Genomic DNA, 18,248 nt, shown 5'->3' with positions numbered 1-18,248 from the left:
GCAGGGTCCGCCCAGGAAGCGTGGGATCGTGCCGCTCATCCTGGCTGCGGTCGCCACCCTGGTCCTGGGCGGGGCGTCCGTGGCGCAGGCGGTGACGGTGCCGGCCCTCGATGCCCACGCCGATCTGGAGTTCTCGCTGGATGGTTCCACCTGGACGGACGCCCCGGATCTCGCTCTCGGTTCGTGGGGTTGCGACCCGGCCGGTGGGCCCGGGGATTCCGCTTCGCCCGGGGGTTCCGCTTCGCCCGGGGGTTCCGCTCCGCCCGGGCGTTCCGCTCCGCCCGCAAGCCCCGCTCCGCCCGGGGCGAGCGGCAGCATCCCCGATGTGGACCCGTGCGCGATGCTCCCCGGAGAATCCGTCGACCGCACCTATCACGTCCGCAATGCGTCCGACTCCGGCCGGACCGGCCGGTACGCGGTAGGGGTCGGTGACTTCGTGGTGTCGGAGGGCGCCGAGTTCGCGGTGCGCTCGAGCATCACCGGCGCGACGGCCGCCGACTCGGGGACCGTGATGCTGTACGGCGCGGGTACCGGCCAGGCCGGGGGCTCTCCGGCCCGCGGCGCCACGGTGGCCGCCCTCGAACTGGGGCCGGGTGAGTCGGCGCGAGTGGTGGACGCGGTCTCCGTTCCGCTCGACGTCCGCAACAGTGCGCAGCGGCAGAGTGTCAGTCCGAGGATGTGGGTGTCATTCTCCGATGTCGACGGCCTCGACCGCGACGGCGACGGACTGCCCGACACCACCGAGGACCTGATCGGCACCGATCCGTCCGACCCGCTCAACCGGCTGCCCGATGTGACCGCGGGGCACGAGTACGGGCCCGAACGGTTCCTCCCGACCCCGCCCGAGGGCACCGTGCTCGACGTGGTCACCGACACGCTGCCGCCCGGCATGCGACTCGAGGACGGGGCCCTGACCGGTACTCCCACCCGCGCCGGTACCTATGACATCTCGTTCTCGGTCACCATGCCCGGAGGGGCCACCTACACCTCTGTCCGGCGCGTGGTGGTCCACCCCGCCTCCGGCGGCGGTTCGACGGACCTGCCGGACATCGTGTGGCCGGTCATCGTCGGGGGCGTCATCGGCGTGGTGGTCGGTGTCGTCGGCCCCGCCCTGGGCTCCCTGGCCACCTCCACTGCTCCCAGCCCGGACCGGTCCCATCCCGACGGCCCCGGCGCCTCCGACGGTCCCCACCCGCCGGACGGTGCGGACGACGCCACCGATACGCGCGTCACCCGTCCCGCCACCGGCGAGGGCGACGTCACCGGCCGGGTCGCGGAGAGTGCGGTGACACCGCGCGAAGGGGCGCCGTCGGACGCGTGGATCCGCGCCAACTCCGAGGTCCGCGGGTCTCTGGCGACGACCGGCGTCAGCGGGGCCGAGCTCGTGCTGTGGGCGCTCACCGCGGCGGCGGCCGGCGCGACGCTCATCCTGTTCGCCAGGCGACGCCGCCGCCACGATGACCCGGCTCTCGCCATCGATCCCGGTCTCGGCGACGAGGGCTGAACCTGCCCGACCCGGTGGGAGCGACCGAGGCCGGTGGGAACGCCCGAGGCCGGTGGAACCCCCGCGGACTCAGAACAGGGTGCGTGGACGGATGCTGTTGGCCTGGTCGACGAGCCGGAACCGCTGCTGACGGGTCTCCGTGGACCGCGCGAGGGTCCGCAGGACGGTCTCCGCGCCGGAGCGCAGCCCGAACTCGGTGAACGGCACGCCGCGCATGAGGGGGGACGGGGACGGCTCGTTGCCCGGCAGCTGCACCCAGGCGAGTGCGGTGGTGAGCACGGTGAGCCGGATCTGGAACGCGCGGTGTTCACCGGCGGACAGGTTGGTCACACGGCGGGCGGCCTCGCGGAGGTGGGACTCCTCGGTCTCGTCGAGCGGGCGGCCCTGGCACAGCAGGAGGATCGCGGTGAGGTTGGCCAGCGCCGAGTACCGGGAGTTGGGCGGGACGCGGTCGAGCTCCTCGATGGCGGACTTGACCTCTCCACGCCGCTGGAGTTGGCGCGCCAGCCCGAACGCGGAACTGATCACCGACCGGTCGACCGACCACACCGTGCGGTAGAAGTGTTCGCTCGAGCGTGCCCAGCGGGCCCGGTCGCTCTCGGGGCACACGTCGAGGATCAGTTCGGCCGTCGCGGCCAGGGCCAGCTTGGGGCCGTTCTCGCCGGGCATGGCCGAGAGCACCCTCTGGAACTTGGGATACGCCCCGACGGGGTCGCCCTTGAGCAGGTCGGTCACGCCGTCGTACCAGACCAGCCGCCATTCGGCGGGCATCCGGTGCGCGTTCTCCTCCAGCAGCGCCTCGGCCGCGGCGAGATCGTCGCTCTCGAGGTAGGCGCGGGTGAGTGACATGATCACGCCGACGCTCTCGCGGGCCTCGGACTCGGTGTCGGAGTACAGCTCGAGGAGGGTGTCGATCCGCTGCTCGACCGAGGTGTACGAGGTCGCGGCGAGAATGCGGCTGGCGGGGTCGGAGGCCTCCATGAGCGGCACCGGCAGGGCGTCTACCAGTTCGGACCCGGTGAGCGTCGTGTCGCGGGCGCGGCCGTCGACGAGGAAGTCGGTCGGCTCGACGGTGAAGAGCGTGCCGAAGGTCGATCGCTGGGGTGAGAACACCGAGGAGAACGCCGGGTGCGGGACCCCGGTGCGCAGCGCGAGTACCTCCCGCAGGACGCCCATGAGCTGGTTGGCCATCCCGTTGGCACTGCGGAACCGCGAGTCGGGTTCCTCGTGGGTCGAGCGCAGGAGGAACCGGTACAGCGAGTCGTACCGGCTGAACACCGGCTCCTCCATCGGGGAGGGGATGCCGTCGGCGTAGCGGCCGTCGACCACGGGGAGCCGCACGATGAGCGAGGCGAGGGTGCGACCGACGGTGTACAGGTCGGAGGCGATGGTGGGCCCGGTCCGGGGGATCTCCGGGGCCTGGAAACCGGGGGTGCCGTAGATGTGCCCGTAGTCCCCGACGCCGGACACCGCGCCCATGTCGATCAGTTTGACGTGGTCCTCGGTGAGCATGATGTTCTCGGGTTTGAGGTCGTTGTAGACCAGTCCCACCGAGTGCAGGTAGGAGAGCGCCTGCAGGACCTCGAGCACGTAGGCGATGGCCTTCTCCACCGGCAGCACCCGCCCGGGTGCCGCTCGTCGGACGTCGCGCAGGCTGGGGCCGCCGACGTACTCCATGACGATGTACCCGCCATGGGTGGGCGACGTGGCCCAGTCGTCGTGGATGAAGTTGTAGATACGCACGATCGACGGGTGGGACAGTTCGGCCAGGATCTCCCGCTCGGCGACGGCGACCTCCTGGGCCTCGGCCTGGTCGGCGTGGAGCAGGCCTTTGAGGACGACCCAGCGGTCGGACACGTTGTGGTCGACCGCCAGGTAGATCCAGCCCATCCCGCCGTGGGCGAGCGCACCGCGGACCTCGTACTGGTCGGCGACGATGTCTCCGGGCCACAGTTCGGGCCGCGGCAGCCTGCCGTCGGAGGCCGCGCACTCGGCCTCGATGTCCTCCGGCTCCAACATTGCCGAGGTGGGGTCGACGGGGATGATGTACGGCAGGTCGACCAGACCCTCGGCGGCCTGGCTCGGGCGGTCCTCCGGCTTGTCGGGGTGCCGCATGCGGAACGGTGCCGAGGTCGACCGGTCGCCGGTAATCACCTCGCCGGTCCGGGCGGAGGACCGCGCGCCGGGGACGGACTCGGTGCGGGACTCGGGATCATGACTCCGCCCCGCGCCCGCCGCGCGCGCCGGGCCCGCCCGGCCCGGGCTGCTGCCGCCACCAGGGTCGGTGTCGGCGAGGAACCCGGTCATCGACGCCGCGCCGGTGGCCTCGACCGCCCCGGTCTCCGCCATGCTTCCCGAATGGACGTGCGGGCCCGTGGCCTCGAGCTGCCCGGTCGCCCCCATGGCCCCGGTGGCTTCCATGGCGCCCGTGGCCTCCATCGCGCCCGTCGCTTCCATGGCGCCCGTGGCCTCCAACGCGCCCGTCGCCTCGGTCAGTCCGGTCGCCGTGGCGGCCTCCGTCACCGCCACCGCCTCGGTCCGCATCGTGGCCTGCGTACCGACGCTGGGTTCGCCCTCCTCGAGCGGGTCGTCCCACTTCCGGTAACTCATCGCTGCTCCTCCGGCACGTACCTGGGCACCGGCATCCCGGGGTTGGGCCCCAGCCCGGACAACCACGTCGAATACATGCGGTTCCACGTGCCGTCCGCCCTGATCCGTTCGAGCGTGGAGTTGACCTGACGGACCAGCCCGTCGGTGTTGTCGCCCGGCGTGGACTTGGCGATGCCCACCCCGTACGGTTCCGCGTCGAGCTGCGGCCCCACGATCTCCAGGTACGGGTCCTGCGCGGTGATGCCCACGAGGATCGCGTCGTCGGTGGTGATCGCGTCCACCTGGTTCTGCTGGATGGCGACCAGGCAGTCCGCCCACGTGTTCACCGACAGCACCGTGATCCGATCCAACTCCTCCCACAACCGCGACGCCGACGTCGTCCCGGCGGCCACGCACACGCGCTTGCCCTCGAGGTGTTCGATCTCCGTGATCCCCGACCCGCGCACCGCCAGCACCCGCTGGTAGGCCTGGTAGTACGGCACCGAGAACGTCACCCGCTCGCGCCGTGCGCACGTGATGGACATCGACCGGATCACCACGTCCACCTGGTCGTTCTCCAGCGCCTCGAGCCGGTTCGACGACGTCAGCGACCGGAACTCCACCTGCCGCGGATCGCCGAAGATGTCCGCGGCGATCTCGCGCGCCAGGTCCACGTCGAAGCCGGTGAGTTGGCCGCTGGCCGGGTCGCGGAAGGAGAACAGGTTGGAGCCCTGGTCCAGTCCCACGATCAGTCGACCCCGCTCGAGGATCCGCGGCACCCGCTCCGCGGGGGTGGCGTCGTTCGGCCGCAGACTGGGCAGAGGATCGCAGCTCTCGTCGTTCTCGTCGGGCAGGCTGGCGGGGACGTCCGTGCTGATCACCGCGCCGGCGGGAAGCGGCATCACCGCGTCGATATCCGGGATCCCCGCCCCGGCGATCCCGGCCGACTCCGCGGTCGCGTCCCGTTCCGGCCCGCCGGCGCCGGGGCCGCCCTCGTCGTCGTCGACCCCACACGCCGCCCCGAACGCCAGGGCCGCCACCAACACGCCCCCGAGCGCGACCCGCCTCGCCCGGCGCCGCGCGCCGTGTCCCCGCGCGCCCGACCCGGTCCGCACCCCCGCCGTCACAGGTACTCCCTGATCCTCGGCGCGATCCCCACGACCACCGCGAACGCGGCCAGGGTGGACAGCGCGATGATGAGGTCCGGCCCGTTGGAGGAGGTGCGGCGGGCGTTGTCGATGCGCGTGCGCAGGGTGTCGCGGGCCTCCTCGATGGCGTCCTGCATGGACTCGTCGAACTCCTCGAACGCGGCCCCCGAGTCGCCCTCGCTCTGGCCGGAGGAGATGGTGATCGCGCCTTGGTAGTCGCCCTGTTGGTACAGGGAGTCGGCGCGGTTCTGGGCGGCCATCCAGGCGTCGAGCGCCTCGATCGCGTCCGTCACCGCACCCTGCGAGTCGAGGTTGATGCGGCCGGAGGAGTCCGCGTCGTCCTCGTCGTCGAGGTAGACGGTCAGGGTGTCACGCACGTTGCCCAGGGTGGTCGCCCGCTCGGCCGCCGACCCTTCCGGATCGGTGCGCCGCACCAGGTTGAGCGTCTCCTGCGCGCGCACCTTCTGGGCGTTGATGCGCTGGCGGGTGAGCTCATTCATCGGTGCCGCGCCCTCGGACAGGCCCTTGGCGTTGTCATTGGCCGCGAGGAACCCGGCGATCATCGTGAGCAGGAACGTCGCCACCATGAGCAGCGAGCCCAGGGCGAGCGCCGGGTTGAACCGCCGCCCGGTGAGTCGCCACAGCCACTGTTGCAACAGCAACAGCACCGCGATCGCCAGCCCCAGCAGGAAGAACGACCCCCATGGCGGCGACGACCACTCCCTGTCCGACTGTCCCACCGACGTGGACTGCCGGTCGTACAGGTCCGCGGCGGCGGGCAGGATCGTGTCCTGCATCAGCGTCGACGCCGACGCCAGATACGCCGAGCCGACCGGATTGGCCACGCGGTTGTTGGTGCGCGCCGTCTCCACCAGGCCGGTGTAGGTGGCCAGCTGGGCGTTGATGAGGGCGAGCTGTTCGATGGACTCGGTGTCGGTGCGGTCTAGGCCCTGGGAGGCGGCGATGATCGACGACGACGAGGTCGCGATCGCCTGGAGGTAGCGTTCGCGCAGTTCCGCAGGCTCGATACCGCCGGTGATGAACGCGGTGTTCGCCGCGGAGTCCGCGATCGTCAGGGAGCTGTACAACGTCTGCGAGGCGTTGGCGACGGGCTCGACCTCGGCCAGCAGCGTCTCGTGATAACTCTGCCGCTGGGTGATCGTCGAGGACGCCACGATCCCGCCCGTGAGCACCGTGATGATCGCGAGCAACGCGAAGACCGACATGCGGCCCGGCGTGGTGAGCACGTCGTTCCAGAAGCGGGCGGCGCGGCGACGGACCGGCCTGCGGGGTTGGAGGGTGGATGACGACTCGCCACCCGAGCCGGGCGTTGGTGTGAGCGTGGAGGCGGAGCCGGGCCGGGAGCCGGAGGCCGACGTGGAGGCGGAGCCGGACCGGGAGCCGGAGGCGGCACCTGATGCGGGTGCGGCGCCGGCCCGGGGAGCGGCGTCGGCCGAGGATGCCGGGGTGGACTGTGCGGAGCCTGACTGGGACGCGGAGCCTGACTGGGACGCGGAGCCTGACTGGGACGCGGAGCCTGACTGGGACGCGGAGCCTGACTGGGACGCGGAGCCTGACTGGGACGCGGAGCCTGACTGGGACGCGGACGCAGGCGTGGCCCCGGCGGCGGACGCCGCGGGCGTGGATGCCGACGTCGACCCGGCCGGGGCGCCGCCCACCGGTGCGTCGCCGGGTGCGGGCGTGTCGGCGGCCGCACCGCGGGCGTGGCGCAGCGAGAAGGTTCGGGCGCGCATCTGCTCGCTCACCTCCCCGGTCTCCGCCCGCCGAGCCGACGATCCGACGGGAGTGTCTCCCAGGTTAGTGAAGTGGCGGCGCGGAGTCGGGCAGACTGGTCGACGAGGACTCAAGGTTCCGCCCGATCCGGGGGTGGACGGGTCCAGGGGAGGTGGACGACCGGTGGCGGCGAGCGAAGGTGACGGCAACGGCTGGGTGGTGTCCGACGAGGGCGATCGCCGGTGGGGTCGGTTCGGTGCCGCCGGGCTGATCCTGCGGGCCGCCGACCCGTCCGATCCCGACACCCCGCTCGTGTTGCTGCAGCACCGCGCCGTGTGGACGGCCTCGGGCGACACGTGGGCGCTGCCGGGCGGAGCGCGGGACTCGTACGAGGACGCGCCCGTGGCGGCGCTGCGCGAGACGGAGGAGGAGGCCGAGATCCGGCCCGCCGACGTGGTGGTCCGCGCGCAGGTCGTGACCTCCCGCATGCCCGGGACCGTGTGGCACCGGCCCGGACTCGACCTGCGGCACGCGGCCGAGCTGCTGAGCCGGCTGCGGCCCGACCAGCGCCACGACGAGCTGCCCGAGAACCCGTCGGGCTCCGCCCGCCCCCGCACCGTCCCGCCGCTGGTCCAGGAGTCGCCCGACGCGGTGGAGTGGACGTACACCACCGTCATCGCGGACGCCCCGCGCGCGCTGGAGACCGTGCCCAACAACGAGAGTCTCGAACTCCGCTGGGTGCCCGAGACGCTGGTGGCCGAGCTGCCGCTCATGCCCGCGTTCGCCCACGCCTGGGCGAACGGGCTGCGCACCGACCCCGTCGAGCTGGTCGTGGACGTGGCCAACGTGCTCGGCTCCCGCCCCGACGGCTGGTGGAAGGACCGGGCCGGCTCCACCTCGCGACTGCTCGACGACCTGGGTTCCGGGATGCCCCGCACCCTCGAACTGCCGGGGGGTTCGGCTGGGTCGCCCGCGCGCACGCCGTCATCGAGGGCGTCGCCAAGGCCGCCGAGCACGAGGGCCCGCTCGTCGTCCACCGCGCGTCCGGGTCCGGCGACGACGCGATCGTCGATCTGGCCACCGAGCTGGATGGCGGGCCCCGCCGGGTGGTGGTGGTGACGGCCGACCGGGGACTGCGGGACAGGCTGCCGGGCGACGTCGTCGTCGTCGGACCCCGCGCCCTCCTCGGGTAGCACGCGCGCACGCCGGCCCGGTCCCGCCCCGGCCCCGCCCCGGTCCGACCCCGGCCCCGCCCCGGTCCCGGCCCGGTCCCGGCCCGGTTCACCGGGTCCACCCGACCTGACGGGTCGGATCCGCGCGCCGCACCGCCCCGCGGGTGCACACTGGAACGCATGACCCTGCCCCCGGAGATCCTCGTCGGCCCGATGCTGCGCTACGTCGACAGCACCGACGCCACGGTGTGGGTGGAGGTGTCGGCGCCGTGCGAGGTGACCATCCGTGCCGGCGACGAGGTGGTCACCGAGCGCTCCTGGGGCGTGCACGGCCACCACTTCGCGGTACTGCACCTGTGCCGGCTGCCCGAGGGCGAGATGACGCCGTACGAGGTGTCGCTCGATGACCGGCTCGCCTGGCCCGTCGACCCGGGTCGGCCCAGCGTGATCCGCACGCCTCGCGCCGACGACACGGTGCGGCTGGCGTTCGGGTCGTGCCGGCGTGGGGAGAGCCAGACCCCGGTGGCGCTGCGCAGGATCGGTGCCGACGCACTGGTCGCCCTGGCGCACCGCATGGCGCACTCCCCGCAGGAGGAGTGGCCGGACGCGATGCTCCTGCTCGGCGACCAGGTGTACGCCGACATCCCCAGCCGGGAGATCTCCGAGCGGCTGGCCGAGCGTCGGCGCGCGGGCGGTGGCCCGCAGTCGGTGCGGGACTCTGCCGGCGCCGGGGGAGACCGCGACGTCTCCGACGAGATCTGCGATTTCGAGGAGTACTCCTGGCTGTACCACGAGTCGTGGCGTGACGCGGATGTGCGCTGGTTGCTATCGACGGTGCCGAGCTGCATGATTCTCGATGACCACGACCTGCGCGACGACTGGAACTCCTCCCACGCGTGGCGTCGCGAGATGACCGCCCAGCCGTGGTGGAGCGACCGGGTGATCGGCGCGTTCGGCAGCTACTTCGTCTATCAGCACCTGGGCAATCTCGCCCCCGACGAGCTGGAGCGAAACGAGATGTACCGAGCGTTGCGGTCCGCCGGTTCGGACGCGGAGAGAGAGTCGCTGCTGGACGACTTCGCGCTGTCCACCGATTCCGAGCGCCGCACCGAGCAGTGGAGCTTCAAGCGTGACTTCGGTCGGGTGCGGGTGGTGATGCTCGACGTGCGGGCGTCGCGGCATCTGGACCCGCAGGACCGGCGGGTCATGGACGCCAATGAATGGCAGTGGACGCGCGAGTCCTGCCTGGACGCGGACGTGGACCACCTGGTGATCGGCTCGTCCCTCCCGGCGTTCATGCTGCCGGCCCTGCACAACCTCGAGGGCTGGAACGAGGCGGTGTCCCGGGACCGGCCCGGCAAGCCGGCCACCGCGCGGGTCGGCGAGTGGATCCGCCTGGCCGTGGACCTCGAGCACTGGGCGGCGTTCCGGAACAGCTTCGACGATCTGGTGGGTCTGCTCACCGAGGTGGCCGCGGGCGATCACGGGCCCGCGCCCGCGTCGATCCTCCTGCTGGGCGGCGACGTGCACTGCTCCTACCTGGAGGAAATCGACCTCACCGCGGAGCGGGTGGCGGACTCGCCGACCCGCGTCCATCAGTTGGTGATGTCGCCGTTCCGCAATCCTCTACAGAAGTCGATCCGGGCGGTGAACCGTCTGTCGGTCCGGGAGCCCGTGCCCGCCCTGACGCGACGGCTGGCCCGGGCGGTGGGGGTGCGGGAGCCCGAGGCGCGGTGGCGGGTCACCGACGGACTCTGGTTCGACAACGGGGTGATGACCCTCGTACTGCGCGGCCGCCGCGCCACGGTGCAGGTCGATCACGCCACCGTCGAGTGGCCCGCGCGCGGACTGGGCAAGGCCCTCACCCTGTTGCCGGGGCTGGCGCCGGAGTCATGGCGACGACGACGACGGCGAGAGGGCGATTCGCTGGGCCGCAAGCCCCGGCAGGTGTTGCGCAGGACGCTGAGCAAGGAGTTGACCGGGGAGGGCCTGTCTCCGCGGGGATCGGCCGACCGGACGGATGCGGACCGGGACGGGGCTCTCCGGGGCGGGGCTGGTCCGAGTGGGGCTGTCCGGACCGAGGCCGCGCGCTAGACCGTCACCGCCGCCCGGCTAGGTCAGGGCCGCGCGGAGTTCGCGGGCGGCGGCGGTGGGGTCGGCGGCGCCGGTGATGGCGCGGACCACCACCACCCGGGTCGCACCCGCTGCCAGCACCTCGGGCAGGTTCGTCGAATCGATCCCGCCGATGGCGAACCACGGCGTCCCGGCCGACCCCGCGGTGGACCCTGCAGCCGACCCCGACCCCGCGGTGGTCCCTGCCGCGTGGCGCACGAGGTCCGGTCCCGGCGCGACGCGGCCCGGCTTGGTCGGGGTGGGCCACACGGGGCCCGTGCAGAACTAGTCGACCAGCGGGTTCGCCGCGGCCCTGTCGACCTCGTCCACCGCGTGGCAGGACAGGCCGAGCACCACGTCGTCTCCGACGATCCGGCGCGCCCACTCCACCGGCAGGTCGTCCTGCCCGACGTGCAGTACGTCCGCCCCGGACGCCACGGCGACGTCGGCGCGGTCGTTCACCGACAGCAGTGCCCCGTGGGAATCGCACACCTCGCGCATCACCGCCAGGGCCCGCAATTCGTGGCCGGCCTCGAGCGGCCCGTGGTCGCGTTCGCCGGCCGAGTTCTTGTCCCGCAGCTGCACGATGTCGACGCCGCCCGCCAGGGCCGCGGTGACGTCCCTGCGCAGCGCCGGGAAGTCGCCCGACCACCCCTGCTCGCGCGCCTGCTCGTCGAGGTGCCGACGCGCGTCGATGCAGAGGTAGAGACGGGCGTCGGCGAGGCGGGCACGGAGGCGGTCGGCGCGGGAGGGCATGGTCACAACCGTAGGCCAGGGCACCACTAGGCTGGCCGTCATGACCTCCCGTGTCGCCGCCGACGACGACGGCCACCGTTCCGCCGCCGACGACGGCTTCCGCCCCGGTGCCGGTGCCGGTGCCGCTGCCGCCGCCGTGGCCCGGGAGGCCGCGGATAACGGTGTCGCGCGTATCGGGGCCCGGCGGCTGGCCGTGATCGGCGGCTCGGTGATCGGCCTGGCCTGCGCGTGGTCGGCCGCCAGGACCAAGCTGGCCACGGAAGTGGTGATCTACGAGCCCGATGACTCCGGCCCCGACGGTGTGCCCGCCGCGGCCGCGGCGTGGGTGGCCGGTGGCATGCTCGCCCCGTTCAGCGAGGCCTGGCCGGGAGAGGAGGCAGTGTTCGCGCTCGGAGTGGACTCCCTGCGGCGGTGGCCGGACATGCTGGACGCCCTCGAGCCGTACGTCCCTCCCGGCCCGCCGGTCCGCACCGGCACCCACACGCACATGCTGGCCGTGGACGAGGCCGACGCCCGTGACCTCGACATGGCCATGGAGTGGGCCGCCCGCCAGCCGGACTCCACCGACGCCGACCTGCGCCGAATCACCCGGCGTGAGCTGCGCGAGGCCGAGCCGTCCCTGGCCCGCGTCGCCCGCGCCGCCTATCGCATGGACTCCGAGGGGGCCGTCGACAACCGCGTCCTGCTGGCCGCCCTGACCCGCGCCTGCCGCGCCGAGGGTGTGAGGTGGGTGCGCAGCGCGGTGACCTCGCTCGACGACGTCGACGCGGACCGCATCGTCCTGGCCGCAGGTTCCGGGTCCGCCGAACTGGCGGGGCTGCCGGTGCTCCCGGTCAAGGGCGAGGTGCTCCGGCTACGCGCCCGGCCCGGCTGCGAGGACCCGCCCCGGGGAGTGGTGCGGGCGTTCGTCCGCGGGCGACCGCTGTACCTGGTCCCGCGCGACGGTGGTCTGGTCGTGGGCGCCACGCAGTACGAACACGGCGACGACCGGCAGGTCACCGTCGCCGGGGTGCGCGACCTGCTCGCCGACGCCGAGACGATCTTCCCCGGGATCGGGGAGTACGAGTTGGCCGAGGCGATCGCCGGGCTCCGGCCGATGTCACCGGACAACCTGCCGTTCCTCGGCGCCGACCCGACGGACCCGCGCGTGATCCACGCCACCGGGCACGGCCGCAACGGCATCGCGCTCACCCCGGTGACCGTCGCGGCGGTCTGGGCGGCACTGCACGCGGTGCGCGGTCCGGCGGCGGCGCGTGCGGCCGCTCCCGACCGCTTCGCCCGCGGGTGAGCCCCGGGTGCCGGGCGCCGTGGGGCCACCGCACCGACGTCGCCGGGCACCCCGCGCAGGCGACTACGGTGGAGACGTACAGCCGCGACCCGGAACTAGGAGGGACCATGATCGTCACGGTGAACGGGGAGGACCGCACCCTGGCCGACGGCGCGACCGTCCGCGAACTCGTCACCGAGCTGGACCTGCCCGACGAGGGCGTCGCCATCGCCGTCGACGGCGTGGTGGTCCCCAGCTCGGGCTGGGACGACGCCCCGCTCGGTGCGGGCGCGGAGATCGACGTCCTCACGGCGGTCCAGGGTGGCTGACCCGACCTCGGCCGCGACCCCGGTTCGCGGCGTCGCGGAGACGTCGGCGTACTCGTCCGACGTCGCGTCGGTGCTGGACTCGCCACTGGTGATCGCGGGCGAGGAGATCTCGTCGCGGCTCATCACGGGCACCGGCGGCGCCGGTAACCAGGAGGTCCTGCGCGAGGCGCTGATCGCCTCGGGGACCGCGTTGACCACCGTGTCGATCCGCAAGGTCGACCTGCGGCTGGGCTCAGACGGACTCGGGCTGCTCGGGATGCTGAAAGAGCTCGACATCCGCCCGCTGCCCAACACCGCCGGCTGCAGGTCCGCCACCGAGGCCGTCAGGACCGCCCGGCTCGCCCGTGAGGCGCTCGGCACCGACTGGGTGAAGCTCGAGGTGATCGCCGACGAGCGCACGCTCCTGCCCGACGGGGTGGAACTGGTAGAGGCCGCAGAAGACCTCGTCGACGACGGTTTCGTCGTCCTTCCCTACACCACCGACGACCCCGTCCTGGCCCGCCGCCTGGAGGACGTGGGCTGCGCCGCGGTCATGCCCCTGGGCGCACCGATCGGCACCGGGCTCGGGATCTGCAACCCGCACAACCTGGAGATGATCGTCGAGCGCGCCGGAGTTCCGGTGATCTGCGACGCGGGGATCGGCACCGCCTCCGACGCCGCACTTGCCATGGAACTCGGCTGCGACGGCGTCCTACTCGCCACCGCCGTCACCCGGGCGGAGAACCCGCCGCTCATGGCCGCCGCGATGCGCGAGGCCGTCCGGGCCGGGCACGCCGCCCGCCTCGCCGGCCGCATCCCGAAACGCTTCTGGGCGCAGGCGTCCAGCCCTCCGGTCGACTGAGGCCCTACCGGCCGCCCGACGGCATGCGCGCGACCTGTCCGCCAGCCCGCCGACGGTCAGTCCTCGGTGCGCGGCACCCGCCGCACGCCGATCCCGCCCATGAGCGCCAGTCCCGTGACCCTGATGACCGGGGCTCCGGGCGGGGCCTGGCGGACCGGTCGCGGATCGGGCTTCCAGTTCCCGGACTCCTCGCCGAAGCCCCCCATCAGCCCCAGGCCCTCGATCTCCACATGGATGTCGTCGGGGACGTAGATGTCGATGCCGCCCATGATCGCGAACGCCCGGATCGTCGTCTCGTGGGACTGCAGGGAGGCGCCGCGCAGGTCGATCTCGACCCCGCCCATCAGGGCGAACGCGGTATGCACGGCGGGCAGGGTCCACGTCCCCTTGCGTTCGACTCCGCCCATGATCGCCAGCGACGAGGCGGGCCCGCTGGCCCCGGTGACGCGACGCGCCGGGGCCCCATGTGGCCGGGTCGCGGGCGTCGAGTCGTGCTCGTGGTGGACGACGGGCAGGTCGTGTGTTAGCTCGATCAGTTCGGACCGGAAGCGTGCGGCGTACGCCCGCGACGTCCGGTCGTCGAATTCCGCGAGCGTGAGCCTCCCCTCCGAGAAGGACTCCTGGAGGAGCTTGGCGGTGGCGTCGCGCTCGGCGTCGGAGGCGCGGACCGACGGCAGGTGGCGATCCGGCTCGGGCGTGGCGTCATCCATGATCACGAGCCTAGTACTGCTCTACCTGTACGCGGGCTGAGTAGGTAGACGCACGCTGCCCGCGCCCCGGCAGGCAGACTGGGGACCATGATCGAGGTACGGAATCTCACTAAGCGCTTCGGCGCCTCCACCGCCGTGGACGACCTCAGCTTCGAGGTCCGTCCCGGCGTCGTCACCGGATTCCTCGGCCCGAACGGCGCCGGGAAGTCCACGACGATGCGGATGATGGTCGGTCTCGACACCCCCACGTCCGGGCAGGCACTGATCAACGGCACCCCGTACCGCGAGTTGGATCGCCCCGCCCACAAGGTGGGCTGTCTGCTCGACGCGTCCTGGACCCACGCCAACCGTTCCGCCGGCGCGCACCTGAGGATGGTCGCCGCGGCGGGCGGGGTGGCCCCGGGCCGCGTCGACGAGGTGCTCGGCCTGGTCGGCCTCACCGACGTCGCCGGCCGCAAGGTCGGGGGCTACTCGCTCGGCATGCGCCAGCGACTCGGTCTGGCCACCGCCATGCTCGGCGATCCCGAGGTCTTGCTCTTCGACGAGCCCGTCAACGGTCTCGACCCCGAGGGGATCCTGTGGATCCGCCGTTTCATGCACGCGCGCGCCGCAGAGGGCCGCACCGTGCTCGTCTCCTCGCACCTGCTGTCGGAGATGGCGCAGACCGCCCAGGACCTCGTCGTGATCGGCCGCGGCAAGCTGCGCGCGCAGACCTCCGTCGAGGAGTTCCTGGACGCCGCCACATCCTCGGTGGTGTTGCGCACCCCGCACGTCGACGAGTTCACCGCCGCCGCGCGCGATGAGGGCATCGAGGCCACGTTCGACGCGGAACAGGGTGTCTTCCTCATCCAGAACCTCCGCGCGCCGCAGGTCGGCGATGTCGCCGCCAGCCTGGGGATCACCGTCCACGAACTGCACGAGAAGCGGGCGTCGCTGGAGGAGGCCTTCATGGCCCTCACCGACCAGGACGTCGAGTACCACGGTCAGGAGTCCACCCGATGAACCAGTTGAAGTCCGAGTGGATCAAGGTCACCACCACCAAGAGTGCCTACTGGCTGTACGCGATCGGCATCGGCCTGGCAGTGGTGCTCGCGGTGGTCATCGGCCAGTTCGAGCAGCCCGCCACAGGGGACCCGATGGCCGGTGCGCCCGGCGGCGGCAGTGACCCGCTGTTCGCGATCCTCGGCGTCAGTGCGTTCACCGTCCTGCTGGCGTGGATCGCCGCGATCGTCGGTGTGACCGGCGAGTACCGCTATCACACCATCAAGGCCACGTTCCTGACGACGCCGTCGCGCTGGCCTGCCATCGTGGCCAAGACCGCCCTGTTCACGGTGCTGTCGATGGTGGTCACAGCCGTCGCGGTGATCCTCGCCCTCCTCGTGGCCGGGGCGCTCTCCGGCAACGAGGGCTGGACCCCGTTCTCCGGAGACGGGCTGACCTACCTGTGGCGTTTCCCCGTCTACGCCGCACTGGGAACGATCGCGGTGACGGGCCTGGCGTACATCATGCGCAACGCCGCCGGCACGATCTCCCTGTTCCTGGTGTGGATACTGGCTCTCGAGGGCATGGTCTCGTTGATCCCGCGGGTCGGCGAGGACATCGCCGCCTGGATGCCGTTCGCCAACGGTGACTTCTGGACCCAGGGCGAGACCGTCCGCGGGTACATCACGTGGGGCGAGTGGCCGGCGTTCGCCTGGTTCGCGGCCGTGTGCGTGGCTCTGTGGGTCGTCGGGGTGCTGATGACGCTGCGCCGAGACGCCTGAGCTCGGTCGGCCGATCCGACCTACTGAGCACCGACGTCCCGGCCCGTCGGGCGCGGTGGGGACCGGCGCGGCCCTCGCCGCCGGTGAGAACTACGACTCGGTGATCGGCAGGTAGACGCGGCCACCGAGTTCGGAGAATTCGGCCGACTTCTCCGCCATCCCCGCCTCGATCGCCTCCACCGTTTCCATCCCGTGCTCCGCGGCGTAGTCGCGGATGTCCTGGGAGATGCGCATCGAGCAGAACTTCGGACCGCACATCGAGCAGAAGTGCGCGGTCTTCGCCGGCTCCGCGGGCAGCGTCGCGTCGTGGTACGCCAGGGCGGTGTCCGGGTCGAGGGCCAGGGCGAACTGGTCCCGCCAACGGAACTCGAACCGGGCGGTACTCAGCGCGTCATCGCGGGCCTGCGCACCCGGATGCCCCTTGGCCAGGTCCGCCGAGTGCGCGGCGATCTTGTAGGTGATCACACCGGTCTTGACGTCGTCCCGCTCGGGCAGGCCCAGGTGCTCCTTGGGCGTGACGTAACACAGCATCGCCGTGCCCGCCTCGGCGATGCGGGCAGCGCCGATCGCGGACGTGATGTGGTCATAGCCCGGCGCGATGTCCGTGGCGAGGGGGCCCAGCGTGTAGAATGGGGCCTCCTCGCACCACTCCTCCTCGAGGCGCACGTTCTCCACGATCTTGTCCATCGGCACGTGACCGGGACCCTCGATCATCACCTGCACGCCGTGGCTCTTGGCGATCCCGGTGAGCTCCCCGAGCGTGCGCAGTTCGGCGAACTGCGCCTCGTCATTGGCGTCGGCGATCGACCCCGGCCGCAGACCGTCACCGAGGGAGAACGTCACGTCGTAGCGGGCGAGAATCTCGCACAGTTCCTCGAAGTGGGTGTAGAGGAACAACTCGCGGTGGTGCGCCAGGCACCACGCCGCCATGATCGATCCGCCACGCGACACGATCCCGGTGACCCGCTTGGCCGCCAGCGGGACATAGCGCAGCAGCACTCCGGCATGGACGGTCATGTAGTCCACGCCCTGCTCGCACTGTTCGATGACGGTATCACGGTACAACTCCCAGGTCAGACGGGCCGGGTCGCCGCCCACCTTCTCCAGTGCCTGGTAGATGGGCACGGTGCCCACGGGGACGGGGGAGTTGCGCAGGATCCACTCCCGCGTCTCGTGGATGTCCCGGCCGGTGGACAGGTCCATGATGGTGTCCGCGCCCCACCGGGCGGCCCACACCATCTTCTCGACCTCTTCGGCGATCGAACTGGTGACCGCCGAGTTGCCGATGTTGGCGTTGATTTTGGTGAGGAAGCGCTTGCCGATGATCATCGGCTCGCTCTCCGGATGACGATGGTTGGCCGGGATGATCGCCCGCCCGGCGGCGACCTCTGAACGCACCACCTCGACATCGATTCCCTCCCGCACGGCGATGAACCGCATCTCCGGGGTTGTCAGGCCCGCCCGGGCCCAGGCCAACTGCGTCCGGACGGGAGTGGGGTTCTCCGGCGAGGCGGGGACAGGTCCGGGGTGGGACCACTCGCGGCGGGTCGGCGGGAGGCCCGCGCCCAGGTCATGGCAGTCGGCCGGGTCCGCGTACGCGGTATATGGGCCGGAGGTGTCGTAGACGTCGAACGTCGTGCCGTCGGTGAGCGCGATCCGGCGCACGGGTACGCGCTGGCCGTCACCGAACTCACCGGGCACCTCGAGATGAGCCTTACTGCTGGAATGGATGGGGCCGCACGTCACGGCGTCGATCGGGGTGCCGTCGGTGCCGTCGGCGAATAAAGCTGTGCCCATGGTGTTTCCTGATCTCCCTACGCCGGCATGATCCGGACAGGTTCTACGGTCGACGACCCGGCTGGTCGTCCTCTCAGCCCGCGCATCGAAGCGGACTCCCGTGTGGATGAGTATGTGATTGTGCAGGGGCGAGCGTAACCCGACGAGTAGCATCGCGGGTGGAACACGCCCTGAAGAAGGAGTTCTGATGTCCCCTGTAACGTCGCTCAAGCTGGTCCACAACACCGATAGAGACCGCTTCGAACTGTGGGACAGCGAGACCTTCATGGGTCTCGTTGGTTACGAGAAGGACGGCGACGTCTACATCCTGCTCCATACCGTGATCGAGGAGCGGTACGGCCAGCAGGGAATCGCTCGCCTGCTGGTCAGCCTGGTCCTCACCCGCATGCGGCTCGATGAGCTCAAGATCCGGCCGGTCTGCAGCTATGTGCGGCGGTTCCTCGTTCGCTTCCCGGAATATCAGCTCCTGGTCGCCCAGCCGTGACAGGCGCCGGGCGGTGACCGTGGCCCGCGGTGACCATTGTCA

The 18,248-nt window shown here is 71.8% G+C and carries 14 protein-coding genes and 1 pseudogene; 9 read left to right on the top strand and 6 right to left on the bottom strand.

Annotated elements, in window-relative coordinates:
• The first annotated feature begins 28 nt into the window (after positions 1 to 28).
• Complete coding sequence (locus OVA21_RS13375; RefSeq protein WP_268092590.1) at positions 29 to 1,504, top strand: hypothetical protein; 1,476 nt, start codon at positions 29 to 31, stop codon at positions 1,502 to 1,504.
• Between the two features lie 69 nt (positions 1,505 to 1,573).
• On the opposite strand, the gene OVA21_RS13370 is transcribed toward OVA21_RS13375, so the two are convergent.
• Genes OVA21_RS13370 through OVA21_RS13360 form a run of 3 tightly spaced genes read right to left on the bottom strand, consistent with a single transcriptional unit; the run spans position 1,574 to position 6,467 of the window.
• Positions 1,574 to 4,114 carry a serine/threonine protein kinase gene (locus tag OVA21_RS13370; RefSeq protein WP_132062484.1) on the bottom strand — a complete coding sequence of 847 codons (2,541 nt, stop codon included), beginning with the start codon at positions 4,112 to 4,114 and terminating at the stop codon, positions 1,574 to 1,576.
• Positions 4,111 to 5,220 (bottom strand): glutamate ABC transporter substrate-binding protein, encoded by a 1,110-nt coding sequence (locus tag OVA21_RS13365; RefSeq protein ID WP_268092589.1) that lies wholly within the window; start codon positions 5,218 to 5,220, stop codon positions 4,111 to 4,113. The genes OVA21_RS13370 and OVA21_RS13365 overlap by 4 nt, the downstream gene beginning before the upstream one ends.
• A complete protein-coding gene (locus tag OVA21_RS13360) occupies positions 5,217 to 6,467 on the bottom strand; it encodes a hypothetical protein (protein ID WP_254050595.1) in 1,251 nt (416 codons plus the stop codon). The genes OVA21_RS13365 and OVA21_RS13360 overlap by 4 nt, the downstream gene beginning before the upstream one ends.
• On the opposite strand from OVA21_RS13360, the gene OVA21_RS19390 reads away from it, so the two are divergent.
• Both OVA21_RS19390 and OVA21_RS13350 read left to right on the top strand, forming a co-directional pair.
• On the top strand, positions 6,427 to 8,094 hold the full coding sequence (locus OVA21_RS19390) for an NUDIX domain-containing protein (RefSeq protein ID WP_442778933.1): 1,668 nt from the start codon (positions 6,427 to 6,429) through the stop codon (positions 8,092 to 8,094). The genes OVA21_RS13360 and OVA21_RS19390 overlap by 41 nt on opposite strands.
• A 233-nt stretch (positions 8,095 to 8,327) precedes the next feature.
• A complete protein-coding gene (locus OVA21_RS13350; protein WP_268092588.1) occupies positions 8,328 to 10,241 on the top strand; it encodes an alkaline phosphatase D family protein in 1,914 nt (637 codons plus the stop codon).
• A gap of 18 nt (positions 10,242 to 10,259) precedes the next feature.
• On the opposite strand, the pseudogene thiE reads toward OVA21_RS13350, so the two are convergent.
• Positions 10,260 to 11,015 (bottom strand): annotated as a pseudogene (thiE, locus tag OVA21_RS13345) (thiamine phosphate synthase).
• A gap of 40 nt (positions 11,016 to 11,055) precedes the next feature.
• Here thiE and thiO point away from each other — a divergent pair.
• The 3 genes from thiO to OVA21_RS13330 all read left to right on the top strand — a co-directional run bounded on the left by thiO (position 11,056) and on the right by OVA21_RS13330 (position 13,452).
• Positions 11,056 to 12,303: a glycine oxidase ThiO gene (gene thiO, locus OVA21_RS13340; RefSeq protein WP_268092587.1), complete on the top strand. Its 1,248-nt coding sequence runs from the start codon at positions 11,056 to 11,058 to the stop codon at positions 12,301 to 12,303.
• A gap of 107 nt (positions 12,304 to 12,410) precedes the next feature.
• On the top strand, positions 12,411 to 12,611 hold the full coding sequence (gene thiS, locus OVA21_RS13335; RefSeq protein ID WP_268092586.1) for a sulfur carrier protein ThiS: 201 nt from the start codon (positions 12,411 to 12,413) through the stop codon (positions 12,609 to 12,611).
• Between the two features lie 70 nt (positions 12,612 to 12,681).
• Entirely contained in the window at positions 12,682 to 13,452 is a 771-nt protein-coding gene (locus tag OVA21_RS13330) for a thiazole synthase (RefSeq protein WP_096907470.1), read from the top strand.
• Positions 13,453 to 13,508: 56 nt separating this feature from the next.
• Here OVA21_RS13330 and OVA21_RS13325 read toward each other — a convergent pair whose 3' ends face one another.
• Positions 13,509 to 14,162, bottom strand: coding sequence for a DUF1707 SHOCT-like domain-containing protein (locus tag OVA21_RS13325; RefSeq protein ID WP_259820687.1), 654 nt, complete (start codon positions 14,160 to 14,162; stop codon positions 13,509 to 13,511).
• An 87-nt stretch (positions 14,163 to 14,249) separates the two neighbouring features.
• Between OVA21_RS13325 and OVA21_RS13320 the strand changes: the two genes are divergently transcribed.
• Positions 14,250 to 15,164 carry an ABC transporter ATP-binding protein gene (locus OVA21_RS13320; protein ID WP_061227928.1) on the top strand — a complete coding sequence of 305 codons (915 nt, stop codon included), beginning with the start codon at positions 14,250 to 14,252 and terminating at the stop codon, positions 15,162 to 15,164.
• A complete protein-coding gene (locus tag OVA21_RS13315) occupies positions 15,161 to 15,925 on the top strand; it encodes an ABC transporter permease (protein ID WP_067719321.1) in 765 nt (254 codons plus the stop codon). Before OVA21_RS13320 ends, OVA21_RS13315 begins: the two co-directional genes overlap by 4 nt.
• Positions 15,926 to 16,015: 90 nt before the next feature.
• Here the strand turns inward: OVA21_RS13315 and thiC are convergent, their stop codons facing one another.
• Positions 16,016 to 17,722, bottom strand: coding sequence for a phosphomethylpyrimidine synthase ThiC (thiC, locus tag OVA21_RS13310; RefSeq protein WP_268092585.1), 1,707 nt, complete (start codon positions 17,720 to 17,722; stop codon positions 16,016 to 16,018).
• Between the two features lie 187 nt (positions 17,723 to 17,909).
• On the opposite strand from thiC, the gene OVA21_RS13305 reads away from it, so the two are divergent.
• On the top strand, positions 17,910 to 18,206 hold the full coding sequence (locus OVA21_RS13305) for a GNAT family N-acetyltransferase (protein ID WP_067719316.1): 297 nt from the start codon (positions 17,910 to 17,912) through the stop codon (positions 18,204 to 18,206).
• The last annotated feature ends 42 nt before the right edge of the window (positions 18,207 to 18,248 follow it).

The organism is Dietzia sp. SL131 (assembly GCF_026672565.1).
GTDB lineage: Bacteria > Actinomycetota > Actinomycetes > Mycobacteriales > Mycobacteriaceae > Dietzia > Dietzia kunjamensis.
Note: the sequence above shows the minus strand (reverse complement) of the source record. Positions and strands in the feature narration are given on the sequence as shown.